General features: G+C 37.5%; 15 protein-coding genes. 5 read left to right on the top strand and 10 right to left on the bottom strand.

Annotated features, from left to right (window positions below):
* The first annotated feature begins 9 nt into the window (after positions 1 to 9).
* The 4 genes from purB (at position 10) to ABN080_RS01585 (ending at position 5,038) form a co-directional block, all read left to right on the top strand.
* Positions 10 to 1,380: an adenylosuccinate lyase gene (gene purB, locus ABN080_RS01600; protein ID WP_197269339.1), complete on the top strand. Its 1,371-nt coding sequence runs from the start codon at positions 10 to 12 to the stop codon at positions 1,378 to 1,380.
* Positions 1,381 to 1,593: 213 nt separating this feature from the next.
* The gene (gene phoP, locus ABN080_RS01595) at positions 1,594 to 2,268 is read left to right on the top strand and encodes a two-component system response regulator PhoP (RefSeq protein WP_072069878.1); all 675 of its coding nucleotides are present in this window, start codon (positions 1,594 to 1,596) and stop codon (positions 2,266 to 2,268) included.
* Position 2,269: 1 nt separating this feature from the next.
* A complete protein-coding gene (gene phoQ, locus ABN080_RS01590; RefSeq protein WP_197269340.1) occupies positions 2,270 to 3,733 on the top strand; it encodes a two-component system sensor histidine kinase PhoQ in 1,464 nt (487 codons plus the stop codon).
* A gap of 183 nt (positions 3,734 to 3,916) precedes the next feature.
* Positions 3,917 to 5,038 carry a ribosomal protein uL16 3-hydroxylase gene (locus tag ABN080_RS01585; protein WP_072069880.1) on the top strand — a complete coding sequence of 374 codons (1,122 nt, stop codon included), beginning with the start codon at positions 3,917 to 3,919 and terminating at the stop codon, positions 5,036 to 5,038.
* A gap of 97 nt (positions 5,039 to 5,135) precedes the next feature.
* Here the strand turns inward: ABN080_RS01585 and ABN080_RS01580 are convergent, their stop codons facing one another.
* The 6 genes from ABN080_RS01580 to lolC form a co-directional block, all read right to left on the bottom strand.
* A complete protein-coding gene (locus ABN080_RS01580; protein ID WP_349440195.1) occupies positions 5,136 to 5,444 on the bottom strand; it encodes a hypothetical protein in 309 nt (102 codons plus the stop codon).
* Positions 5,445 to 5,795: 351 nt separating this feature from the next.
* Complete coding sequence (gene pepT, locus ABN080_RS01575) at positions 5,796 to 7,040, bottom strand: peptidase T (protein WP_196553247.1); 1,245 nt, start codon at positions 7,038 to 7,040, stop codon at positions 5,796 to 5,798.
* A gap of 52 nt (positions 7,041 to 7,092) precedes the next feature.
* Positions 7,093 to 7,950 (bottom strand): Sir2 family NAD+-dependent deacetylase, encoded by an 858-nt coding sequence (gene cobB, locus ABN080_RS01570; protein WP_196553248.1) that lies wholly within the window; start codon positions 7,948 to 7,950, stop codon positions 7,093 to 7,095.
* 84 nt (positions 7,951 to 8,034) lie between these two features.
* On the bottom strand, positions 8,035 to 9,282 hold the full coding sequence (gene lolE, locus ABN080_RS01565; protein ID WP_349440194.1) for a lipoprotein-releasing ABC transporter permease subunit LolE: 1,248 nt from the start codon (positions 9,280 to 9,282) through the stop codon (positions 8,035 to 8,037).
* A complete protein-coding gene (gene lolD / locus ABN080_RS01560) occupies positions 9,282 to 9,992 on the bottom strand; it encodes a lipoprotein-releasing ABC transporter ATP-binding protein LolD (RefSeq protein WP_072069987.1) in 711 nt (236 codons plus the stop codon). The genes lolE and lolD overlap by 1 nt, the downstream gene beginning before the upstream one ends.
* A gap of 40 nt (positions 9,993 to 10,032) precedes the next feature.
* On the bottom strand, positions 10,033 to 11,235 hold the full coding sequence (gene lolC, locus ABN080_RS01555; protein WP_072069885.1) for a lipoprotein-releasing ABC transporter permease subunit LolC: 1,203 nt from the start codon (positions 11,233 to 11,235) through the stop codon (positions 10,033 to 10,035).
* A 193-nt stretch (positions 11,236 to 11,428) separates the two neighbouring features.
* Between lolC and mfd the strand changes: the two genes are divergently transcribed.
* Complete coding sequence (gene mfd / locus ABN080_RS01550; RefSeq protein WP_349440192.1) at positions 11,429 to 14,872, top strand: transcription-repair coupling factor; 3,444 nt, start codon at positions 11,429 to 11,431, stop codon at positions 14,870 to 14,872.
* A gap of 86 nt (positions 14,873 to 14,958) precedes the next feature.
* Here mfd and umoD read toward each other — a convergent pair whose 3' ends face one another.
* The 4 genes from umoD to nagZ form a co-directional block, all read right to left on the bottom strand.
* Complete coding sequence (gene umoD / locus ABN080_RS01545) at positions 14,959 to 15,459, bottom strand: flagellar biogenesis regulator UmoD (protein ID WP_196553251.1); 501 nt, start codon at positions 15,457 to 15,459, stop codon at positions 14,959 to 14,961.
* A gap of 852 nt (positions 15,460 to 16,311) precedes the next feature.
* Entirely contained in the window at positions 16,312 to 17,619 is a 1,308-nt protein-coding gene (locus ABN080_RS01540; RefSeq protein ID WP_072069888.1) for an NAD(P)/FAD-dependent oxidoreductase, read from the bottom strand.
* 449 nt (positions 17,620 to 18,068) lie between these two features.
* The gene (ycfP, locus tag ABN080_RS01535; RefSeq protein WP_072069889.1) at positions 18,069 to 18,608 is read right to left on the bottom strand and encodes an alpha/beta hydrolase YcfP; all 540 of its coding nucleotides are present in this window, start codon (positions 18,606 to 18,608) and stop codon (positions 18,069 to 18,071) included.
* Positions 18,605 to 19,624: a beta-N-acetylhexosaminidase gene (nagZ, locus tag ABN080_RS01530; protein WP_072069890.1), complete on the bottom strand. Its 1,020-nt coding sequence runs from the start codon at positions 19,622 to 19,624 to the stop codon at positions 18,605 to 18,607. The genes ycfP and nagZ overlap by 4 nt, the downstream gene beginning before the upstream one ends.
* Positions 19,625 to 19,646: the final 22 nt, after the last annotated feature.

Genomic DNA, 19,646 nt, shown 5'->3' with positions numbered 1-19,646 from the left:
TTGCCAACAATGGAATTATCTTCGCTGACAGCGATTTCACCGATTGACGGTCGTTACGGTAGTAAAACTTCGTCGTTACGTTCTATTTTTAGTGAATTCGGTCTTCTGAAATTCCGTGTACAGGTAGAAGTTCGCTGGCTACAAAAGCTGGCATCTTGCACCGACATTAAAGAAGTTCCCGCCTTTGAAAAAAACGCAAACGATTACCTTGATGCAATTGTTGCTAATTTTAATGAAGAAGATGCAACACGCATCAAATCTATCGAACGCACCACTAACCACGATGTAAAAGCCGTAGAATATTTCTTAAAAGAAAAAGTGGCGACTATCCCTGCTTTACATCAGGTTTCTGAGTTTATTCACTTTGCTTGTACTTCTGAAGATATTAATAATCTGTCTCATGCCATTATGCTAGAAACAGCTCGCCAAGAGATCCTGCTACCTGCATGGCGTGAACTTATTGATACAATTAGTAAAATGGCGCAAGAATACCGCGACTTACCTCTTCTTTCTCGCACTCATGGTCAACCTGCTACCCCGTCTACAATGGGTAAAGAGTTTGCTAACGTAGCTTACCGCATGGAACGTCAATATCGTCAACTTACGCAAGTTGAGATTTTAGGTAAAATTAATGGTGCCGTCGGTAACTATAACGCCCACTTGGCCGCTTATCCTGAAGTAAACTGGCACCAATTTAGTGAAGAATTTGTGACTTCATTAGGTATTACATGGAACCCATACACAACACAAATTGAGCCGCATGATTATATTGCTGAACTTTTTGATTGTATTAGTCGTTTCAATACCATTTTGATCGATTTCGATCGTGATATTTGGGGTTATGTCGCACTGAATCACTTCAAACAAAAAACTATTGCGGGCGAAATTGGTTCATCGACCATGCCACATAAAGTAAACCCTATTGATTTTGAAAACTCGGAAGGCAACTTAGGGTTAGCTAATGCCGTTATGGGGCACCTTTCTAGTAAATTGCCGCTTTCTCGTTGGCAACGTGATTTAACTGATTCAACCGTTCTGCGCAATTTAGGTGTGGGTATTGGTTATGCGTTAATTGCTTACCAATCAACCATGAAAGGCCTTAATAAGCTTGAAGTAAATGAAAAACATCTTCGCGAAGAGTTAGATTGTAATTGGGAAGTGTTAGCAGAGCCTATTCAAACTGTAATGCGTCGTTATGGCATTGAAAAACCGTATGAAAAACTAAAAGAATTAACTCGTGGTAAGCGTATTACTGAGCAAGATATGGTTATTTTCATCGACGGTTTAGAATTGCCTGAGCATGAAAAAACTCGTTTAAAAGCGATGACACCTGAAAGTTATGTTGGTTTTGCAACTCAGTTTGTTGATAAGTTAAACTAATTTATCACACGAAAAGGCAGATAATTTCTGCCTTTTTTTATAACAAAAAAACGAAGAAAACTATCTATAACCTAAACACGTCGCTGGCTACAGTATTTTTTAATCAATAGATTGTCTATGATAACCTTATATTTTTATCTAATAGACTGACTATCATGTCCTATATTTATTTTACAACGGTGTATTTTTACCGATTGTACTCAAGGTGGAATAATGCGGATCTTAATTATTGAAGATAATATTTTACTTCGTCATCACTTATCCGTGCAGTTTCGTGATGCAGGCCATCAAGTTGATGCAGCAGAAGATGCCAAAGAAGCAGATAGTTTTATAACCGAAGGTACACCCGATGTTGCTATTGTAGATTTAGGATTACCTGATGAAGATGGCATTAGCCTTATTCGAAGATGGCGAGAAAACAATATTACGTTACCTATTATGGTATTAACTGCGCGTGAAAGTTGGCAAGAAAAAGTCTCTGCATTAAATGCGGGCGCTGATGATTATGTGACAAAACCTTTTCATTTTGAGGAAATTGTTGCACGTATTCAGGCATTAATGCGAAGAAACATGGGAATTGCATCACAAATACTCTCTATTGAGCCTTTTGAGTTGGATTTGTCACGTAAAGAGTTCATGATTTCAGGCGAGCAAATCAAATTAACAGCGTTTGAATATACCATTTTAGAAACATTAATGCGTAATCAAAACAAAGTTGTTAGCAAAGATGCATTAATGCGTCAGTTGTATCCAGATGCTGAATTAAAAGAAAGCCACACTATTGATGTACTAATGGGGCGATTACGTAAAAAAATCTTAGAAAAATACCCTGATGATGTTGTCGTGACAGTCCGTGGACAAGGCTACCGTTTTGATATGAAACCTTAATATGCAAAAAAAACAGCGCTCTCCACTCTCATTACGAACACGATTTTTACTTGCAACGAGTGCTATTATTTTAGCTCTTACACTCTCTTATGGGTTGGTTGCTATAGTCGGTTCTATTGTCAGTGTAGATAAAACCACTTTTATGCTGATGCGTAGTCAAAGTAATCTTTATTACAGTTTAGCCCAGTGGAATAAAGGCAAGCTGAATATTGAATTTCCAACAAATTTGAATAATAACAATACATCGCTAGTGGTCGTTTTTGATGATAAAGGTAATGTCTTATGGACACCTTCTGATTTACCTAAAGCCATTCCTAATAGCATTAAGCATAAATGGCGCCATGAAGAAGGGTTATTTGAAATTTCGGTTGATGTCAAAACAACTCGTTTAATGCTACAACAGTTGCCTCAATACCGTGTTTATCTCAAACGACTCGAAGAATATTCAAGTAACGAATTTTTAACTCACTCCGTGGTAATTAATCATTATCCTGCGGCTGATAATATGCCTTATATGGCAATCGCGGTTATCGATCCTATCCCTCAGCGCATGCAAAAAGTCAGTCAAGTTTGGGACTGGTTTTTATATATTATTCTCGCTAATTTATTTTTAGTTGTGCCTTTAATTTGGTTAGCTGCACACTGGAGTTTACGGCCTATAAAACAAGTGATAGAACAAATCAGTGCATTAGAAAAAGGTACACGTAATGATTTGGATGAAAACCCACCAACCGAGTTAAAAGGCTTAGTTAGAAATTTAAATGTGTTATTGCGTAATGAACGAAGCCGTTATAGTAAATATCGCACAAGTTTATCTGATCTTACCCACAGCTTAAAAACGCCACTCGCCGTATTACAATCAACATTACGCTCTTTACGATCAGGTAAGCAAATGACGATAGAGCAAGCTGAACCTATCATGCTTGATCAAATAGAACGAATTTCACAACAAGTCGGTTATTATTTGCATCGAGCATCTATTCATGGTGATCACGACATTACCACGCGAAAACTCCATTCACTATCAGGGTTGTTAGATAATCTGTGTAGTGCATTAAGTAAAGTTTATCAGTCAAAAGGCGTTGATTTAACACTCAATGTTTCACCTGAAATCATGTGGTTAGGTGAGAAAAATGATTTTATGGAAGTGATGGGCAATATTCTGGATAACGCTTGTAAATACTGCTTAGAGTTTGTTGAAATCAATGTAAGTAATAATGAAAACAGCGTAATAATGATTGTTGATGATGATGGCCCTGGTGTTAGCTCTGAAAAAAGAGAGATTATTTTCCAGCGAGGAACAAGAGCAGACACGCTACGACCGGGGCAAGGTTTAGGATTATCTATCGCGGTAGATATTATTGAACAATACAGTGGCGAAATTACTATTACCGATAGCCCTTTAGGTGGCGCTCGTATCACTGTAATCTTTGCTGAACAGCAACTTACCACTGAGCGTGAATAACCATTCATGATAAAAAATACTTTTTTATCAAACTCCCCACTCCGTATATTGCATTATGTATGATATCTGCTCAGTTATTACAGTGTTACTCGCTATTACTCACATTGCTCAAAGTAATGTTTAGCAGGAAGTTAGAATTCATTATACTATGGCTTCAGGCTTCCCGAATTCAGGATATACACAATGGACTATAAACTTAATTTAGATTGGCAATCATTTCTCGAAAGCCATTGGCAAAAACGCCCTTTATTAATTAAAAACGGCTTCTCACGTTTTGTTGATCCTTTATCTCCTGACGAACTTGCTGGTCTTGCAATGGAAGATGAAGTGGATAGCCGTCTTGTTAGCTGTCAAGACGGACAATGGGGAGTCAAACATGGGCCTTTTGAGCACTTCGAAGGACTTGGTGATAAAGATTGGTCTTTACTTGTACAAGCCGTCGATCACTGGCATTTTCCTAGTGCGGCATTAATGAAGCCATTTCGTGTATTACCCGATTGGCGCATTGATGATTTAATGATCTCTTATTCTGTTCCTGGTGGTGGTGTAGGCCCGCACCTCGATCAATATGATGTCTTTATTATTCAAGGACAAGGTCGTCGTCGCTGGCGTGTGGGTGAAAAAATCCCGATGAAACAACACTGCCCTCACCCTGATTTACTTCAAGTTGACCCTTTTGAAGCAATTATTGATGAAGAATTAGAACCGGGTGATATTCTTTATATCCCACCTGGATTCCCACATGAAGGCTATGCGATTGAAGAGTCACTAAACTACTCTGTAGGTTTCAGAGCGCCTAATGCTCGTGAACTTTTCAGTGGTTTCGCTGACTATGTGTTAGCAAATGATTTAGGCAGCTATCGTTATAGTGATCCAGACCTAACACCGCGTGAAAACCCAGCATTAGTGCAACATCAAGAATTAAATAAACTTCATGACATGATGGAAGATTTACTTGCTCAACCAGAAGTATTCCGTCATTGGTTTGGTGAATTTATTTCTCAATCTCGCCATGAACTTGATCTCGCAGTTCCAGAACCTTTATATGAAAATGCAGAAATTCACGATTTACTGCAACAAGGTGAGCAACTCCATCGTTTAAATGGTATTCGTGCGTTACGAGTTGGCGATAACTGTTTTGTAAATGGTCAATTGATGGATACTGATCATATAGAAGCGGTAGATGCGCTTTGCCAATATGATTATATTAATAAACAACACTTGGGTGATGCATTAGCTGATCCAAAATTTGTACGTTTATTAACACAGTTAGTGAATCAAGGTTATTGGTATTTTGAAGATTAATTATCACTAATTATAGTGATAAGTTATAAAGCCCAGCCATTAACATGGCTGGGCTTTTTTATTACTCAATATCTTAAAATATCTCTGATTTTAAAACTCAGCGAATTAAATAATTTACAGTTCCTTTTAAAAGCACTCTTGTATTATGAAAGAAAAAAGGAATTGAGACAAAAAAAACACTTTGTAAGAAAAAGAGTAATAAAGTGTGCTTACTATTTGTAATAAATAAAGAAAATAAAATTATAAAAGTGATAGCAAAGTAACTAAAAATAATAATAAATGAATGTTTTTCAGACTTTTTGATTAAATATTCACTTTCATTATTAATATTATTTTCTTTCTGTTTATTTGATTTAACTTGTTTTTCAATTATGGGGTCAACTAATTTTTCTGAAATCGAATCCATTCTACTACCCTTATAGTATCGTTTTATAATAATTATAAATGAAATGTAATCATTCTAATTTATCAATCTATTACGATAAAATAGCGTATATTTTAAGTTTGAAAAATTCATAATTAGCACTATCATTATTATAAAGTAGTTTTATTTTAGATTAAGTACCCCCTATTCAATTTATTTTAGATTGATCTTCAGCAACCACTCCTATTTTATTTTATTAATTACCCTTAAGATAAAATTAAATTAAAAATGCAAATAAATATTCAAAAATAATAAGGTAGCTAAAATAAGGTAATTAAAAAAATAATAGCCGACATATCGGCTATTATTTTATTTTCTGAGCTATACAAGCGATTAATTAATCACTTTAGCCTTTTCTCTTTCAGCCGTAATTTCAGCAATACGCATGATCACACTCACCGCAGCTTCCATTCCTTCTAAAGAGATAAATTCATGCTTACCATGGAAATTATACCCACCCGTAAAAATATTTGGGCAAGGTAATCCACGATAAGAAAGCTGAGCACCATCTGTGCCACCACGGATAGGTTTGATGTTAGGCTCAATATCACAATCAATCATCGCTTGTTTTGCAATATCAATAATGTGTGGGAATTGAACAACTTTATCATGCATATTGTAATAACTATCATCAATAGTCAGCTCAATATAGCAATCTGGGTGTAAACCTTTACCAACTTTTTCTGCAATCGCAATCATATTCTGTTTGCGTTTTTCAAATACGTTACGATTAAAATCACGGATAATATAGTGCATTTCCGCTCTTTCTACCGTTCCTTTAATACTTTGAAGGTGATAAAAACCATCATAACCCTCTGTATTTTCAGGCGTCTCATCAGTCGGTAATTCTTGATGAATGCGCGTTGCTAATCCTAATGCATTTACCATCACCCCTTTTGCACTCCCAGGGTGAACATTGTTACCAACAATTTTGATATTCACTGATGCAGCGTTGAAGTTTTCATATTCCAATTCGCCAACGCCACCACCATCAACGGTATAAGCCCAGCTTGCACCAAATGCATTTAAATCGACATAATGCGCGCCACGACCAATTTCTTCGTCAGGTGTGAACGCAATACGGATATCACCATGAGGTCGGTTCGTTTCTTTTAAACGCACCATAGCGGTAATGATTTCAGCAATACCCGCTTTATCATCAGCGCCTAATAAGGTTTTACCGTCTGTGGTGATTAATGTTTTACCAATCATGGAATGTAAGATTGGAAACATAACAGGTGATAACACTTCATCACCAATACCCAATGCAATATCTCCGCCACGATAATCTTCAAGCACTTGTGGTTTTACATGCTTACCAGAAAAATCAGGCGCTGTGTCAAGATGCGAAATAAAACCAATCACAGGCACTGGCCAAGAAACATTGGATGGCAAACTTGCCATTACACATCCTTTGTCACTGAGTGTTACATCAGCAAAACCCAGTTTTTTTAATTCTTGTGCCAATGCCTTAGCTAGTTTTAGCTGACCATCACTGCTTGGTGACATTTTTGAAGATGGTTTTGATTGTGTATCAAAATTAATATATTCAAAAAAACGTTCTAATAATTTATCCATTTTGCCCCCTAAGATCTCTCTAATAACAATAATAGGGAACTCTATAAAATAATTATTGCGTCAAATCAGCTTTAGGATCATTAATTAATTCAAACAATTTATGAACATATTCATCAACAACCTGACTTGCTGGCCCATAATGTTTTTCTTCAAACTGGCTTTCAACTAAACTTGGCTCAAGATTTAGCTCAACAGTATGAGCGCCAGCTAGCCTAGCTTCATGTACAAAACCCGCAGCAGGATAGACATTACCAGAAGTGCCAATAGAGATAAAAATATCAGCCTCAGCCAAAGCTCGATAAATATCATCCATGCCAATAGGCATTTCACCAAACCAGACAATATGTGGACGTAGTGGTGATGGAAATTGGCAACAATGGCAGTGATCTGTTGTTTCTAAATCACCTTTCCATTCAAAAACTTGGCGGGATTGTGGACAACGTACTTTTAATAATTCACCATGCATATGTAAAATATGCTGACTACCTGCTTTCTCATGTAAATTATCAATATTTTGCGTTACAAGAAGGAAGTTATCTTTACCTAAGCATTGCTCAAGTTTTGCTAATGCATAATGCGCTTCATTTGGCTGAATTGTAGGTTGTTGTAATTGGCGACGACGTTCATTATAAAACTGCTGGACCAATTGTGGGTTGCGTTGATAGCCTTCAGGTGTAGCAACATCTTCAACGCGATGTTCTTCCCACAATCCATCTTCTGAACGAAATGTTTTAATTCCTGATTCAGCAGAAATGCCAGCCCCTGTTAATACGACAACTTTGGGTAAACTCATTTCATGTTCCGTTTTATGGGTGAGATGAAAATAACGACAACGTGAATGTTGTCGTCGTAAACTTTTGATCTTACGAAACTTCCTAAGCCGACGATGACGAAGTTTAAGTTTCATCATTACAATCCTTGGTTTTCAAATTTAAATATTGCGTTTCTAGCGTTACTATTTTAAGTGTTTTTTCTTCTTTGTATGTCAATAAACTTATTGTCCACTTAAAATTCTTGCAGGATCTAGTTTAGTGGCTCGACGAGCAGGATACCAACTTGCTATCAGGCTTAAGATCACAGTGGTGATAAATACAGAAAAAACATCAATCAAATGTACTTCTGAAGGGAGGAAATCGACAAAATAAACATCACCAGAAAGTACACTATGCCCTGTTAATGATTCAACAACAGAAACTAAAGGTGTTAAATTATAAGCCACTAATACACCAAAAATGACGCCTGCAATACAGCCAATCATGCCTGATAATAAGCCGTACCATAAAAAGATATTACGGATATGACTATCACGTGCGCCGAGCGTTCGTAAAATAGCAATGTCACTGCTTTTATCTCTTACCGCCATAATCAGCGTCGATACAATATTAAAACAAGCCACACCAATCACTAAGATCATGGATAAATACATAATGCTACGGATCATTTGAATATCGCTATACATATAGCCATAGTCACTTATCCAACTTTTAGCATAAACATACTCTTCACTATTTAAACCCGCATTATGAATAATTTCATTAGCCAAAAACGGATCAACCGTTTTCACTTCAATTCCTGTAATACCTTGGCCGTAATCCATATATTGTTGAGCATCTGCTAGAGGAATTAATGCTAATTGGTGATCGAGCATTCCACTCAATTTAAATATGCCACTAACTTGTAAGCGAATACGTTTAGGCTGTAATAACTTAGTTGGATCATCATTATTCGGGATTAATACCGTTAGCCAATCACCCTGTTTAATTTTTAATACGTCTGCAACACCTTGCCCAACAATAATTTGTTGCTTATCCGCACGAAAATCTTGCCATGCATTATTTTGTACATAGCGAGGTAATAAGCTGATATCTCCTTGTTTTTCAGGAGATACTCCCATAACTTGCACTGCTTTTAATTCAGTTCCTTTCTCTAACAATCCCGTTAATAAGATATACGGCGCGGCCGCGACAACTCCTGATGTTTTTTCAATTCGAGGTAATGCCGATTGCCATTGTACAAATGGCTGTTCTACTGAATAGATTTGCCCATGAGGCACTACCGATAAAATACGGTTTTTTAATTCGCGCTCAAAGCCATTCATGGCACTTAAGCCAATAATTAAAACAGCCACGCCAAGCATAATGCCCAGTGTTGAAATAACCGAGATTAACGAAACCATTCCCGCACGTTTTCGCCCTCTTGAAAAACGTAATGCGGTCACTAATGCAAGTGGCAATTGCGCCATTATTTCACTCCTGAAATCATATTTTGTGGCTGTAATTGACCATCTTTCATTTCAAGTTGACGCTGAAAACGAGCCGCCAGTGATAAATCATGCGTCACCACCAGAAAAGCAGTTTGCTTCTCTTTATTTAATTTAATCAATAACTCGAAAATACCTTCGGCGTTTTTCTGATCAAGATTACCTGTTGGTTCATCCGCAAGTACTAATGCAGGATCGTTAACCAATGCTCTCGCAATCGCAACACGTTGTCTTTCGCCACCTGAAAGCTCTGAAGGACGATGATGAGCACGCTCTTTTAAGCCAACCGCTTCAAGTAAAGACATTGCTTTCTCTTTCGCCTTTGCAACACTAACCCCACCAATCATTAATGGCATTGCCACATTTTCAAGCGCAGTAAAATCCGGTAATAAGTGATGGAATTGATAAATAAAACCCAGTTGTGTATTACGCAGATCGGCTTTTTCTGAAGAAGATAATGTATTGAGTGATTGCCCTTCAAAGAAAACTTCGCCAGATGTCGGTGAATCTAAGCCACCTAATAAATGCAATAAGGTACTTTTGCCTGAACCAGAACTACCCACAATCGCTAAAAAATCACCTTTTTCCATTTTAAATGAAACCGATTTCAGCACTTGGGTTGAAATTGTACCGTCTTGGTATTGTTTACACAGGGCGTGACAATCCAATAAACAATTTTTGTCAATTTGCATGTTTTTTTCTGATGCCATTGGCTGTTTATTAATAGAAGAATTACTCATAACGTAGCGCCTCTGCTGGCTGAATAGTCGCGGCCCGCCAAGACGGGTATAAAGTAGATAAAAGGGAAATCACAATGGCTGCAAAGCCAATCATAAATACTCTTCCCCATTCAAGCGTTGCAGGTAATTCAACACCTTGTGGAATAAGCCCTACCGCTGGCATAATAGTATTTAACTGGCTAGAGAGTAATGCCCCCAAAAGACCACCAGCAACTGCACCTAACATACCGGCACCAGCACCTTGCAACATAAAAATGGACATAATCTGGGAACGTTTTAAGCCCATAGTTTGCAAAATAGCTACTTCTCCTTGTTTTTCCATCACTAATAAAGAAAGTGAGGTAATAATATTAAAAGCAGCCACAGCAATAATTAAGCTTAATAATAATCCCATCATATTTTTTTCCATTTTAACTGCCTGGAAAAATTCACCTTTACGTTCGCGCCAATCTTTCCAACTTAAGTTTGTAGCTAAAGGCTTAGCACTGTATTTTTCAATATTGAGAGGATCAGAAAAGAAAAGACGCCACCCTGTAATATTACCAGGCTGATAACGCATTAAACGCGCCGCATCTTGTTGATTGACTAGAATTTGAGAGGCGTCAGCATCCCCACCACTTTGGAAAATACCTTTAACAGTAAATAATCGTTGACTGGGTAATCTTCCCATTGGAGTGAGTTGACTAACACTTGGCACAATCAGACGGATTTTATCCCCTTCTTTTGCTTTTAGTTGTTTAGCTAAGCCACTTCCTAAGATCACGCCATATTCACCCGATTTAAGCATAGAGAAATCACCATAACGAATATGTTTTGTTAAAGGTTCATCTTGTGCTTTTTCAATCCCTAACATGACACCAACGCTGATATTATCTTTACTCTGCAAAACAACATCACCTTCTACTAAAGGGACAACGTTTATGATACCTTCTCGCGTCAGTAGATTTTCGGCTATATTTGATTGTCGGGGTAATTGCCCGTTAGGTGATGTCACTATGGCTTGTGGAAGATAAGCAAGAATGCTTTCTTGCAATGAACGCTCAAAACCATTCATGACAGAAGTCACTGTGATAAGCGCTGCTACACCTAACATGATCCCTAAAGCGGATAGCCATGAGACGAAGCGACCGAACTTATCGACCGCGCGACCCCGCATATAACGGAGCCCTATATAAAATGAGACAGAATTGTACATGAAATCTGTGCTGTTCCTGTTGCTAATGCGAAGTGTTCAGGGATAATAAAGGGTAGTCTTACTGAATGGAACCACTCTATTCCCAAACTGTGGTTTTTCTTTTATCTTAACCTGCCCGCCAGTTTAAGCTTTAGCGAGTACGCTGAAGATGTGTTGGGAGTTAACTACAACAAAGAGTTCACATTACACGCTTATGTCCTCAGAATATCGTTATCAACTTCCTATAAAACAAGGGGATACTCGCCAGCTAGGTCAACTGACTGGTGCCGCTTGTGCTCTAGAATGTGCAGAGATCATCAAACGTCATTCTGGATTAGTCGTCCTTGTTACTCGTGACATGCAAAATGCATTACGTTTACAAGATGAAATCCGTCAGTTTTGTGATTATCCAGTAGAGACATTATCGGATTGGGAAACGCTGCCTTATGACAGTTTTTCACCTCACCAAGAAATTATCTCAAACCGCCTTTCTACGCTATACCGTATTCCATCACTTCTCAAGGGAATTTTAATCTTACCCGTCAATACGTTAATGCAGAAAGTCTGCCCTACGGATTATCTCGCAAGTCATGCGTTGGTAATGCAAAAAGGAGAGATACTTTCTCGTGATAATTTACGTAAAACACTCGATGAAGCGGGATATCGCCATGTAGAGCAAGTATTAGAACACGGTGAATATGCAACACGCGGTGCATTGCTTGACTTATTTCCTATGGGAAGTGAATTTCCTTATCGTATTGATTTTTTCGATGATGAAATTGATAGCCTGCGTACTTTTGATGTTGATACCCAAAGAACATTAATAGAAGTGGAGCAAATAAATTTATTGCCCGCACATGAATTTCCTACTGATGCCAATGCAATTGAGCTTTTTCGTAGTCAGTGGCGTGAGCGCTTTGATGTAAGACGCGATCCTGAACATATTTATCAGCAAGTCAGCAAACACATATTGCCTACTGGGATTGAATATTGGCAATCGCTGTTTTTTGAACAACCGTTATCTAACTTATTTGCTTATTTTCCTAAAAACACGCTGATAGTGACGCAAGATCTACAAGATTTTGCAGATAAATTCTGGCAAGACATCAACCAGCGTTTTGAAAGCCGTCGTGTTGACCCAATGCGACCATTGCTTCCTCCTGATGATATTTGGCTTAGTGTTGATAAATTTAATAAAGAACTTAAACAGTGGCCACGAATTCAACTTAAAACAGAAACATTGCCAGAAAAAGCTGGACAAACTAATTTAGGTTATCAACCACTTCCTGATTTATCGATCAACGCACAAAGCAAATCCCCTTTAGACAATCTACGTCGATTCCAAGAACAATTTTCAGGTAGTGTGATTTTCTCTGTTGAGAGCGAAGGCCGACGTGAAACAGTACAAGAACTGTTATCACGGATAAAAATTGCACCTAAACAGATCATTGAGTTATCAGATGCCCAAGAAAAAGGAGCCTATTTTATTATTGGTGCAGCTGAACACGGTTTTATTGATAATCATCGTCAATTAGCCATGATCTGTGAAAGCGATATGTTAGGCGAACGAATTAATCGCCGTCGTCAAGACAATCGCCGAGCAATTAATACCGATACTTTAATTCGTAACCTTGCCGAATTAAGCATAGGTCAACCAGTTGTTCATCTTCAGCATGGTGTTGGACGCTATCAAGGCATGACAACCTTAGAAGCGGGAGGCGTTAAAGCTGAATACTTGATGTTAAGCTACGCAGGTAATGACAAGCTTTATGTCCCTGTTTCATCATTGCATTTAATCAGTCGTTATTCCGGTGGTGCTGATGAAAATGCCCCTTTACATAAATTGGGGGGCGATGCATGGGTAAGAGCTCGTCAAAAAGCAGCTGAAAAAGTCCGTGATGTTGCAGCAGAGCTGTTAGATGTTTATGCCCAGCGAGAAATAAAAACGGGATTTGCCTTTAAAATGGATAAAGAGCAGTATCACGCATTCCGACAAAGCTTTCCTTTTGAAACCACTCCCGATCAAGAAACAGCGATCAATGCCGTATTAAGTGATATGTGCCAAGCCATTTCAATGGACAGATTAGTCTGTGGTGATGTTGGTTTTGGTAAAACAGAAGTGGCAATGCGCGCTGCATTCCTCGCGGTTAACAATAATAAACAAGTTGCGATTTTAGTCCCAACCACCCTATTGGCCCAGCAGCATTTTGATAATTTCCGCGATCGTTTTGCCAATTGGCCCGTTAATATTGAGATGATCTCGCGTTTTCGCAGTGCAAAAGAACAGCAACAAATTACAGAAAAACTGGCTGAAGGCACTGTTGATATTGTCATTGGGACACACAAATTACTGCAACCTAGCATTCACTGGAAAGATTTAGGGCTCCTCATTGTTGATGAGGAGCATCGCTTTGGCGTTCGCCACAAAGAACGCATTAAAGCCATGCGTGCTAATGTAGATATTTTAACACTGACAGCAACGCCTATTCCTCGTACGTTAAATATGGCCATGAGTGGTATGCGTGATCTTTCTATTATCGCAACGCCACCTGCACGCCGTTTATCCGTAAAAACATTTGTGCGGGAATATGATGATTTAGTGGTGCGTGAAGCCATCTTGCGTGAAACATTGCGTGGTGGGCAAGTCTATTATTTGTATAACGATGTTGAAAATATTGAAAAGGCGCGTGAGAGACTGGCTACACTTGTACCTGAGGCACGTATTGGAATTGGTCATGGGCAAATGCGTGAACGTGAACTTGAACGTGTGATGAATGATTTCCACCATCAACGTTTTAATGTGTTACTTTGCACCACCATCATCGAAACGGGTATTGATATACCAAGCGCGAATACCATTATTATTGAACGTGCCGATCACTTTGGTTTAGCGCAATTACATCAGTTACGTGGTCGTGTAGGTCGTTCTCATCATCAAGCTTATGCTTATTTGTTAACGCCACATCCTAAAGCCATGACAAAAGATGCACATAAACGTTTAGAGGCGATTGCTTCACTAGAAGATCTGGGCGCCGGTTTCGCATTGGCAACACATGATTTGGAAATTCGAGGTGCGGGTGAATTACTTGGTGAAGAACAAAGCGGTCAAATGAATACCGTAGGCTTCTCACTTTATATGGAGTTATTAGAAAGCGCAGTAGAAGCCCTTAAAGATGGCAGAGAGCCATCACTTGAAGATCTCACTAATCAACAAACAGAAATTGAATTAAGAATGCCTGTCTTATTGCCTGATGATTACATTCCAGATGTAAATGTCAGACTCTCATTCTATAAACGAATTGCAAGTGCGATTGATTTAAATGAGCTTAATGATTTAAGAGCAGAGTTAATTGATAGATTTGGTAAATTACCTGATGCTGGTCGTTATTTACTGCGTAATGCGGCCATTCGTTTAAATGCCATGAGCCTCGGTATTACTCGTATTGAAGCCCATGACAAAGGTGGATTCATTGAATTTGGCGAAAAAAATAAGGTTGATCCAGGCTATTTGATTAGCTTGCTTCAAGAACAACCTGCAGTTTTCCGCTTAGATGGCCCATCTAAATTGAAGTTTATTATTGATTTAGCTGAACGCGAAAAGCGTCTTACTTTTATTGATGATATGTTAAGTGCATTCGATGATCATAAGATGAAATAACACAAGAGCTAACCGTTCTTTAAGCTAATAAAAAGGCGTAACTGAAATGCTCATCTCCTTCATTACGCCTTTTTATATTATTGATATTAATCTTTACGGCAAGGGACTTTTTCATTCATTGAACAATAGGGTTCTTGTTCTAAGATTAGCCTACCATCAGCATCTAAAGCAATAACTTCGCCAGGTTTAAACGTGGTGCGCACTTTCCCCGGCGTGCCATCAATAGTGTAAAGCACATCATAACCCACAGTTCTACGTTCTTGTCGATAAATAGGAATACACTCTTTGAATTGAGGATAAGGGAAATTTGCAATATTGCTGTTATTAAGTGCTTCAATCATGTAAAACACACGACATTCTTGCTCTGCTGGATGAAATCGTGACAATTTTTCGGGTGTAAAAGGTGTTGGTAAGCCGATTCGATGACAGTATTCTTCTGTCACAAATACCGTTGATTTAATCGGTGTAGCGGAAACGACATGAGCAAATTGAGGCTGGGGGAAAACCCACCTCCACGCAATAAATAAAAGAATAGCTAATGCAATGATTAGTCCTATCAGTGTGTACTTTCTGACATCAACACTCACTTTTACCCCTTTTTATCTGTTTTATCCTTAATTGCTACAGATATGCAATACAAAGCCACTGTTTTACGATAACCGGCTAATATATATAGTATTCAATAAATGAACTCTCTATCTGATAGCTTAATTCAACATCCATGCTGATTAGCATAATAAGCAAACTACGTATTTATGACATGTTAAATACACCACTTATTTCTGTTTTAATTACTTAATTAAATAAATATCACCACTTTTTTAGGATTTACCTATTATATTAAGAGTGGTCTTAATTTATTTTTCTGAAAAAATTGAAATCGTTATACTATTTATAATACATCATTATGATAACACGAGGTTAACAATTGTTGCTTAGAAATATGTGGCATTTCATTTTAAATTCATATTTTAAAATTTATCTCCAAGACTTATGAAAATATTTTAATCAATTAAAATTGAGTAAAAATAACAAGTTAAGCTTAACTTTAACATTTTTTACTTATTATATTTTTAATACAAATTAAAGAAATACCATAACACTTTATTTGATTAATTAATGAATTAAACATCATTTTTTATTTAAGAAAAGTCTTAAATAATTCAGCATAATAACCAAAAACAGAGCCGAGCTTTAATATTACTCATTTATTCTTAATGATAAAATTATATTTACTATTGTCTTATTGAACTTTAGAGTTACTGGTTATTTTGATATAAACAGATAAATCATCTAGTCATTTATGCTAAGATTATTTATCTTATTTAGATATTCTCATTTAATTATTTAATTTGAAAGAAAAAACAGATAAAAAACCCTCATATTATATGAGGGTTTAAAAAGATAACTTTTGCCTTACTTGCAAAGCAAAAGATAAATTAATGAAGTTTTAGCTTAGGTCTGATCACTCTGTTGATAGAACCAACCAACATCATAAGCCCTGTTTTGATATAACCATGTAATGCAATTTGATGCATTCGATATAAAGAGATGTAAACAATCCGAGCAATCCTCCCTTCGATCATCATGTCACCTTTCATCAGATTGCCCATTAAACTTCCTACTGTACTAAATTTAGAAAGAGAAACTAATGAACCGTGGTCAGTAAACACATAATCTTTTAACGGCTTATTTTTTAACATTGCAATAATATTGCTATAACAGCGACTCGCCATTTGATGTGCAGATTGTGCTCTTGGTGGAACAAAGCCACCTTCTTTACGAGGACATGATGCACAGTCACCAATAGCAAAAATCGATTCATCTAAAGTTGTTTGCAAAGTCGGCTTAACAACCAATTGATTAATACGATTGGTTTCTAGCCCTGCGATCTCTTTCATAAAATCAGGTGCTTTAATACCTGCTGCCCACACCATTAAGTCAGCATCAATATGCTCACCTTCTTTAGTGTTTAATCCACCTTCATCTGCACTTGTGACCATAGTTTTGGTCATGACTCGCACACCTAATTTTGTTAATTCATGATGTGCTGCGCTCGAAATACGTACTGGTAATGCAGGAAGAATTCGCTCTCCCGCTTCAACTAAAGTGATATTTAATGCAGAAGGCGCTAATTTTTTTAATCCATAACTATTTAATTGGCGCACTGCATTGTGTAGTTCTGCAGAAAGTTCAACTCCCGTTGCACCACCACCAACAATAGCGATATTCACTTTGCGATCTTCAGCTTGTGCATTAGCATCAGCTGAATATTTCAAAAATAAATTCAGCATTTCATTATGGAAACGATGGGCTTGTTGTGGGCTATCTAAGAAAATACAGTTTTCTTTAATGCCTGGAGTACCAAAATCATTCGATTTACTGCCTAATGCCATGACTAAAATATCATAATCAAGCGTGCGTTCAGGGACGAGCAATTCTTGGCCTTCATCATAGATAGCAGCTAATGTAATATTTTTTTGTTCACGATCAAGGCCCATAAGTGAGCCTAATTGGAAGTTAAAATGATGGTTGTAACCATGAGCTAAATAACTTAGTGCATCAACTCCATCGTCTAAAGAGCCTGTCGCTACTTCATGTAATAACGGTTTCCATAAATGGCTATTATTACGATCGACTAAGGTGATTTCTGCTTTTTTGCTGCGGCCTAATTTATTGCCTAATTTTGTCGCAAGTTCCAAGCCACCAGCGCCACCACCGACAATAACAATTTTTGTTAATGACATTTAACGTCACTCCATAAAGATATTTACTGTTGTTATTTAAATAGCCTTGGTGAAATCTACTTATATAACGACAGTTAAATCGTTTCGGCTGTTATTTTTGTTCTTAAACAAAGTAATTGGAAAGATGGTCATACCAAAGTTGATTTATATCAAAAATAGTTGAATATTCATATCTCTTTTTTGAAGAAATCGACGATAACGTACCTTTACTTGATGATTAAACAACCACCAGAAAGATATACATAATGGATTTTTAAATAAATACAAAAAGTTAGAGCATAAAAAGAGATATTAGTGTAATAAAACAGGCTTTGATCATTAGCTGATGAAAATCTCATCTTAAAACAATTGTTCTAAAGTTGAAGGAAGTAAGAAAGAGATAAAAATCTTAGACGGGTAAAAATAAAAATGGATGGAAAACCACCCATTTTTTAGAAACGATTTTAATCTTATTTTTTGCTATAAAATGCTTTAATTTTAAATAGATGCTCAGAGAGACTCTTAAATTTATGCATCTGCACTTCATCCCAAATCACAGAATAATAAGGTGATAATTCATCAGCAGAACGCTGATTATCTAAGATCTCATCATTGCGAGATAAAATCACTAAAGCATTATCTTTATTTTTAGAACGAAAATCTTTAATGCATTTCGTTGCGATATCTAAATATTCTTCAGGCCTGTCGATCTTATCAGTCATATTTTCATAAGGAAAAAGATTAGGATTAATCATTACCTGACGAATATTACATAAGAAACCAATACGCTCTGCCCAATATCCACCTAACCCAACACCGCAAATTAATACGGGCTCTTTAGTGGATTTAATCACTTTATCCGTTTCTTTCAGTAAATGTTGCATATCATGACGAGGATGCAAGGTACTGTAGCTTAGAAAACGAACGTCAGGATCAATAAACTGTAGCTGTAAAACTTTCTCATGATTTCCAGGACTTGTGGAATCAAAACCATGTAAATATATAATCATGCGCGCTCCTGCCATTGCTCCTGTAATTGGGTCAGCAACTGATTCGCTTTTTTCCAGCGATCAGAAGTTTGTAGCTCACTCAATGTGTAACGACCACGGTGATGGTACAATGTGGAAATACGTTCTGCTTTGACTGAGGACAGGTTATCTAACACACTCACAGCCCCTTTTCGGTTATTACACACTAAAAGCATATCACAACCCGCATCAAGGGAGCGCTGTGCTCTTTCTGCATAACTACCCATAATAGCAGCACCTTCCATGGATAAATCATCAGAGAAAATAACGCCTTGGAAGCCAAGTTGTTCTCGTAGAATTGATTTCAACCAGTAGGATGAACCACTTGCTGGGCGATCATCAACCTGAGAATAAATAACATGAGCCGGCATAATCGCATCTAATAACTGGCGTTGAATAAAGTCTTTGAAAATAGACATATCACGTTGGCGAATATCATTTAAAGAGCGATCGTCACGAGGTGTTTCTTTATGAGAGTCAGCCCTTACCGCGCCATGGCCAGGAAAGTGTTTACCTGTTGATTTCATGCCCGCAGAGCGCATACCTTTAATAAAGCTCTCTGCCATTGTCATGGCAATCTCAGGTGAATCATGGAAAGAACGCTCACCAATCGCAATACAGTTATGACCTAAGTCGAGCACAGGTGCAAAACTGATATCAATATCCATGGCAATCATTTCTGATGCCATTAACCACCCAGCTTCTTGTGCTAAATGGCTAGCTTGATAACTTTCATTTAATGCTGCATAGGATTGTGCCGCGGGTATCCGTGTAAAACCATCTCGAAAACGTTGTACCCGTCCACCTTCTTGGTCAACGGCAATCACTAGACGTTCATGAGATGCATCACGAATTTGACGAACTAATTCATTTAATTGTTCAGCATCGTGGAAGTTGCGGGTAAAAAGGATTAATCCGCCGACAAGAGGATGCTTTAAAATTTCACGCTCTTCACTATCGAGTTCATATCCTTCAACATCAAGCATTACTGGACCCATAACATTCCTCTCTTTGTAATTG

It is taken from the genome of Proteus sp. fly-1089 (genome assembly GCF_040138965.1).
Classification (GTDB): Bacteria; Pseudomonadota; Gammaproteobacteria; order Enterobacterales; family Enterobacteriaceae; genus Proteus; species Proteus vulgaris_B.
Note: the sequence above shows the minus strand (reverse complement) of the source record. Positions and strands in the feature narration are given on the sequence as shown.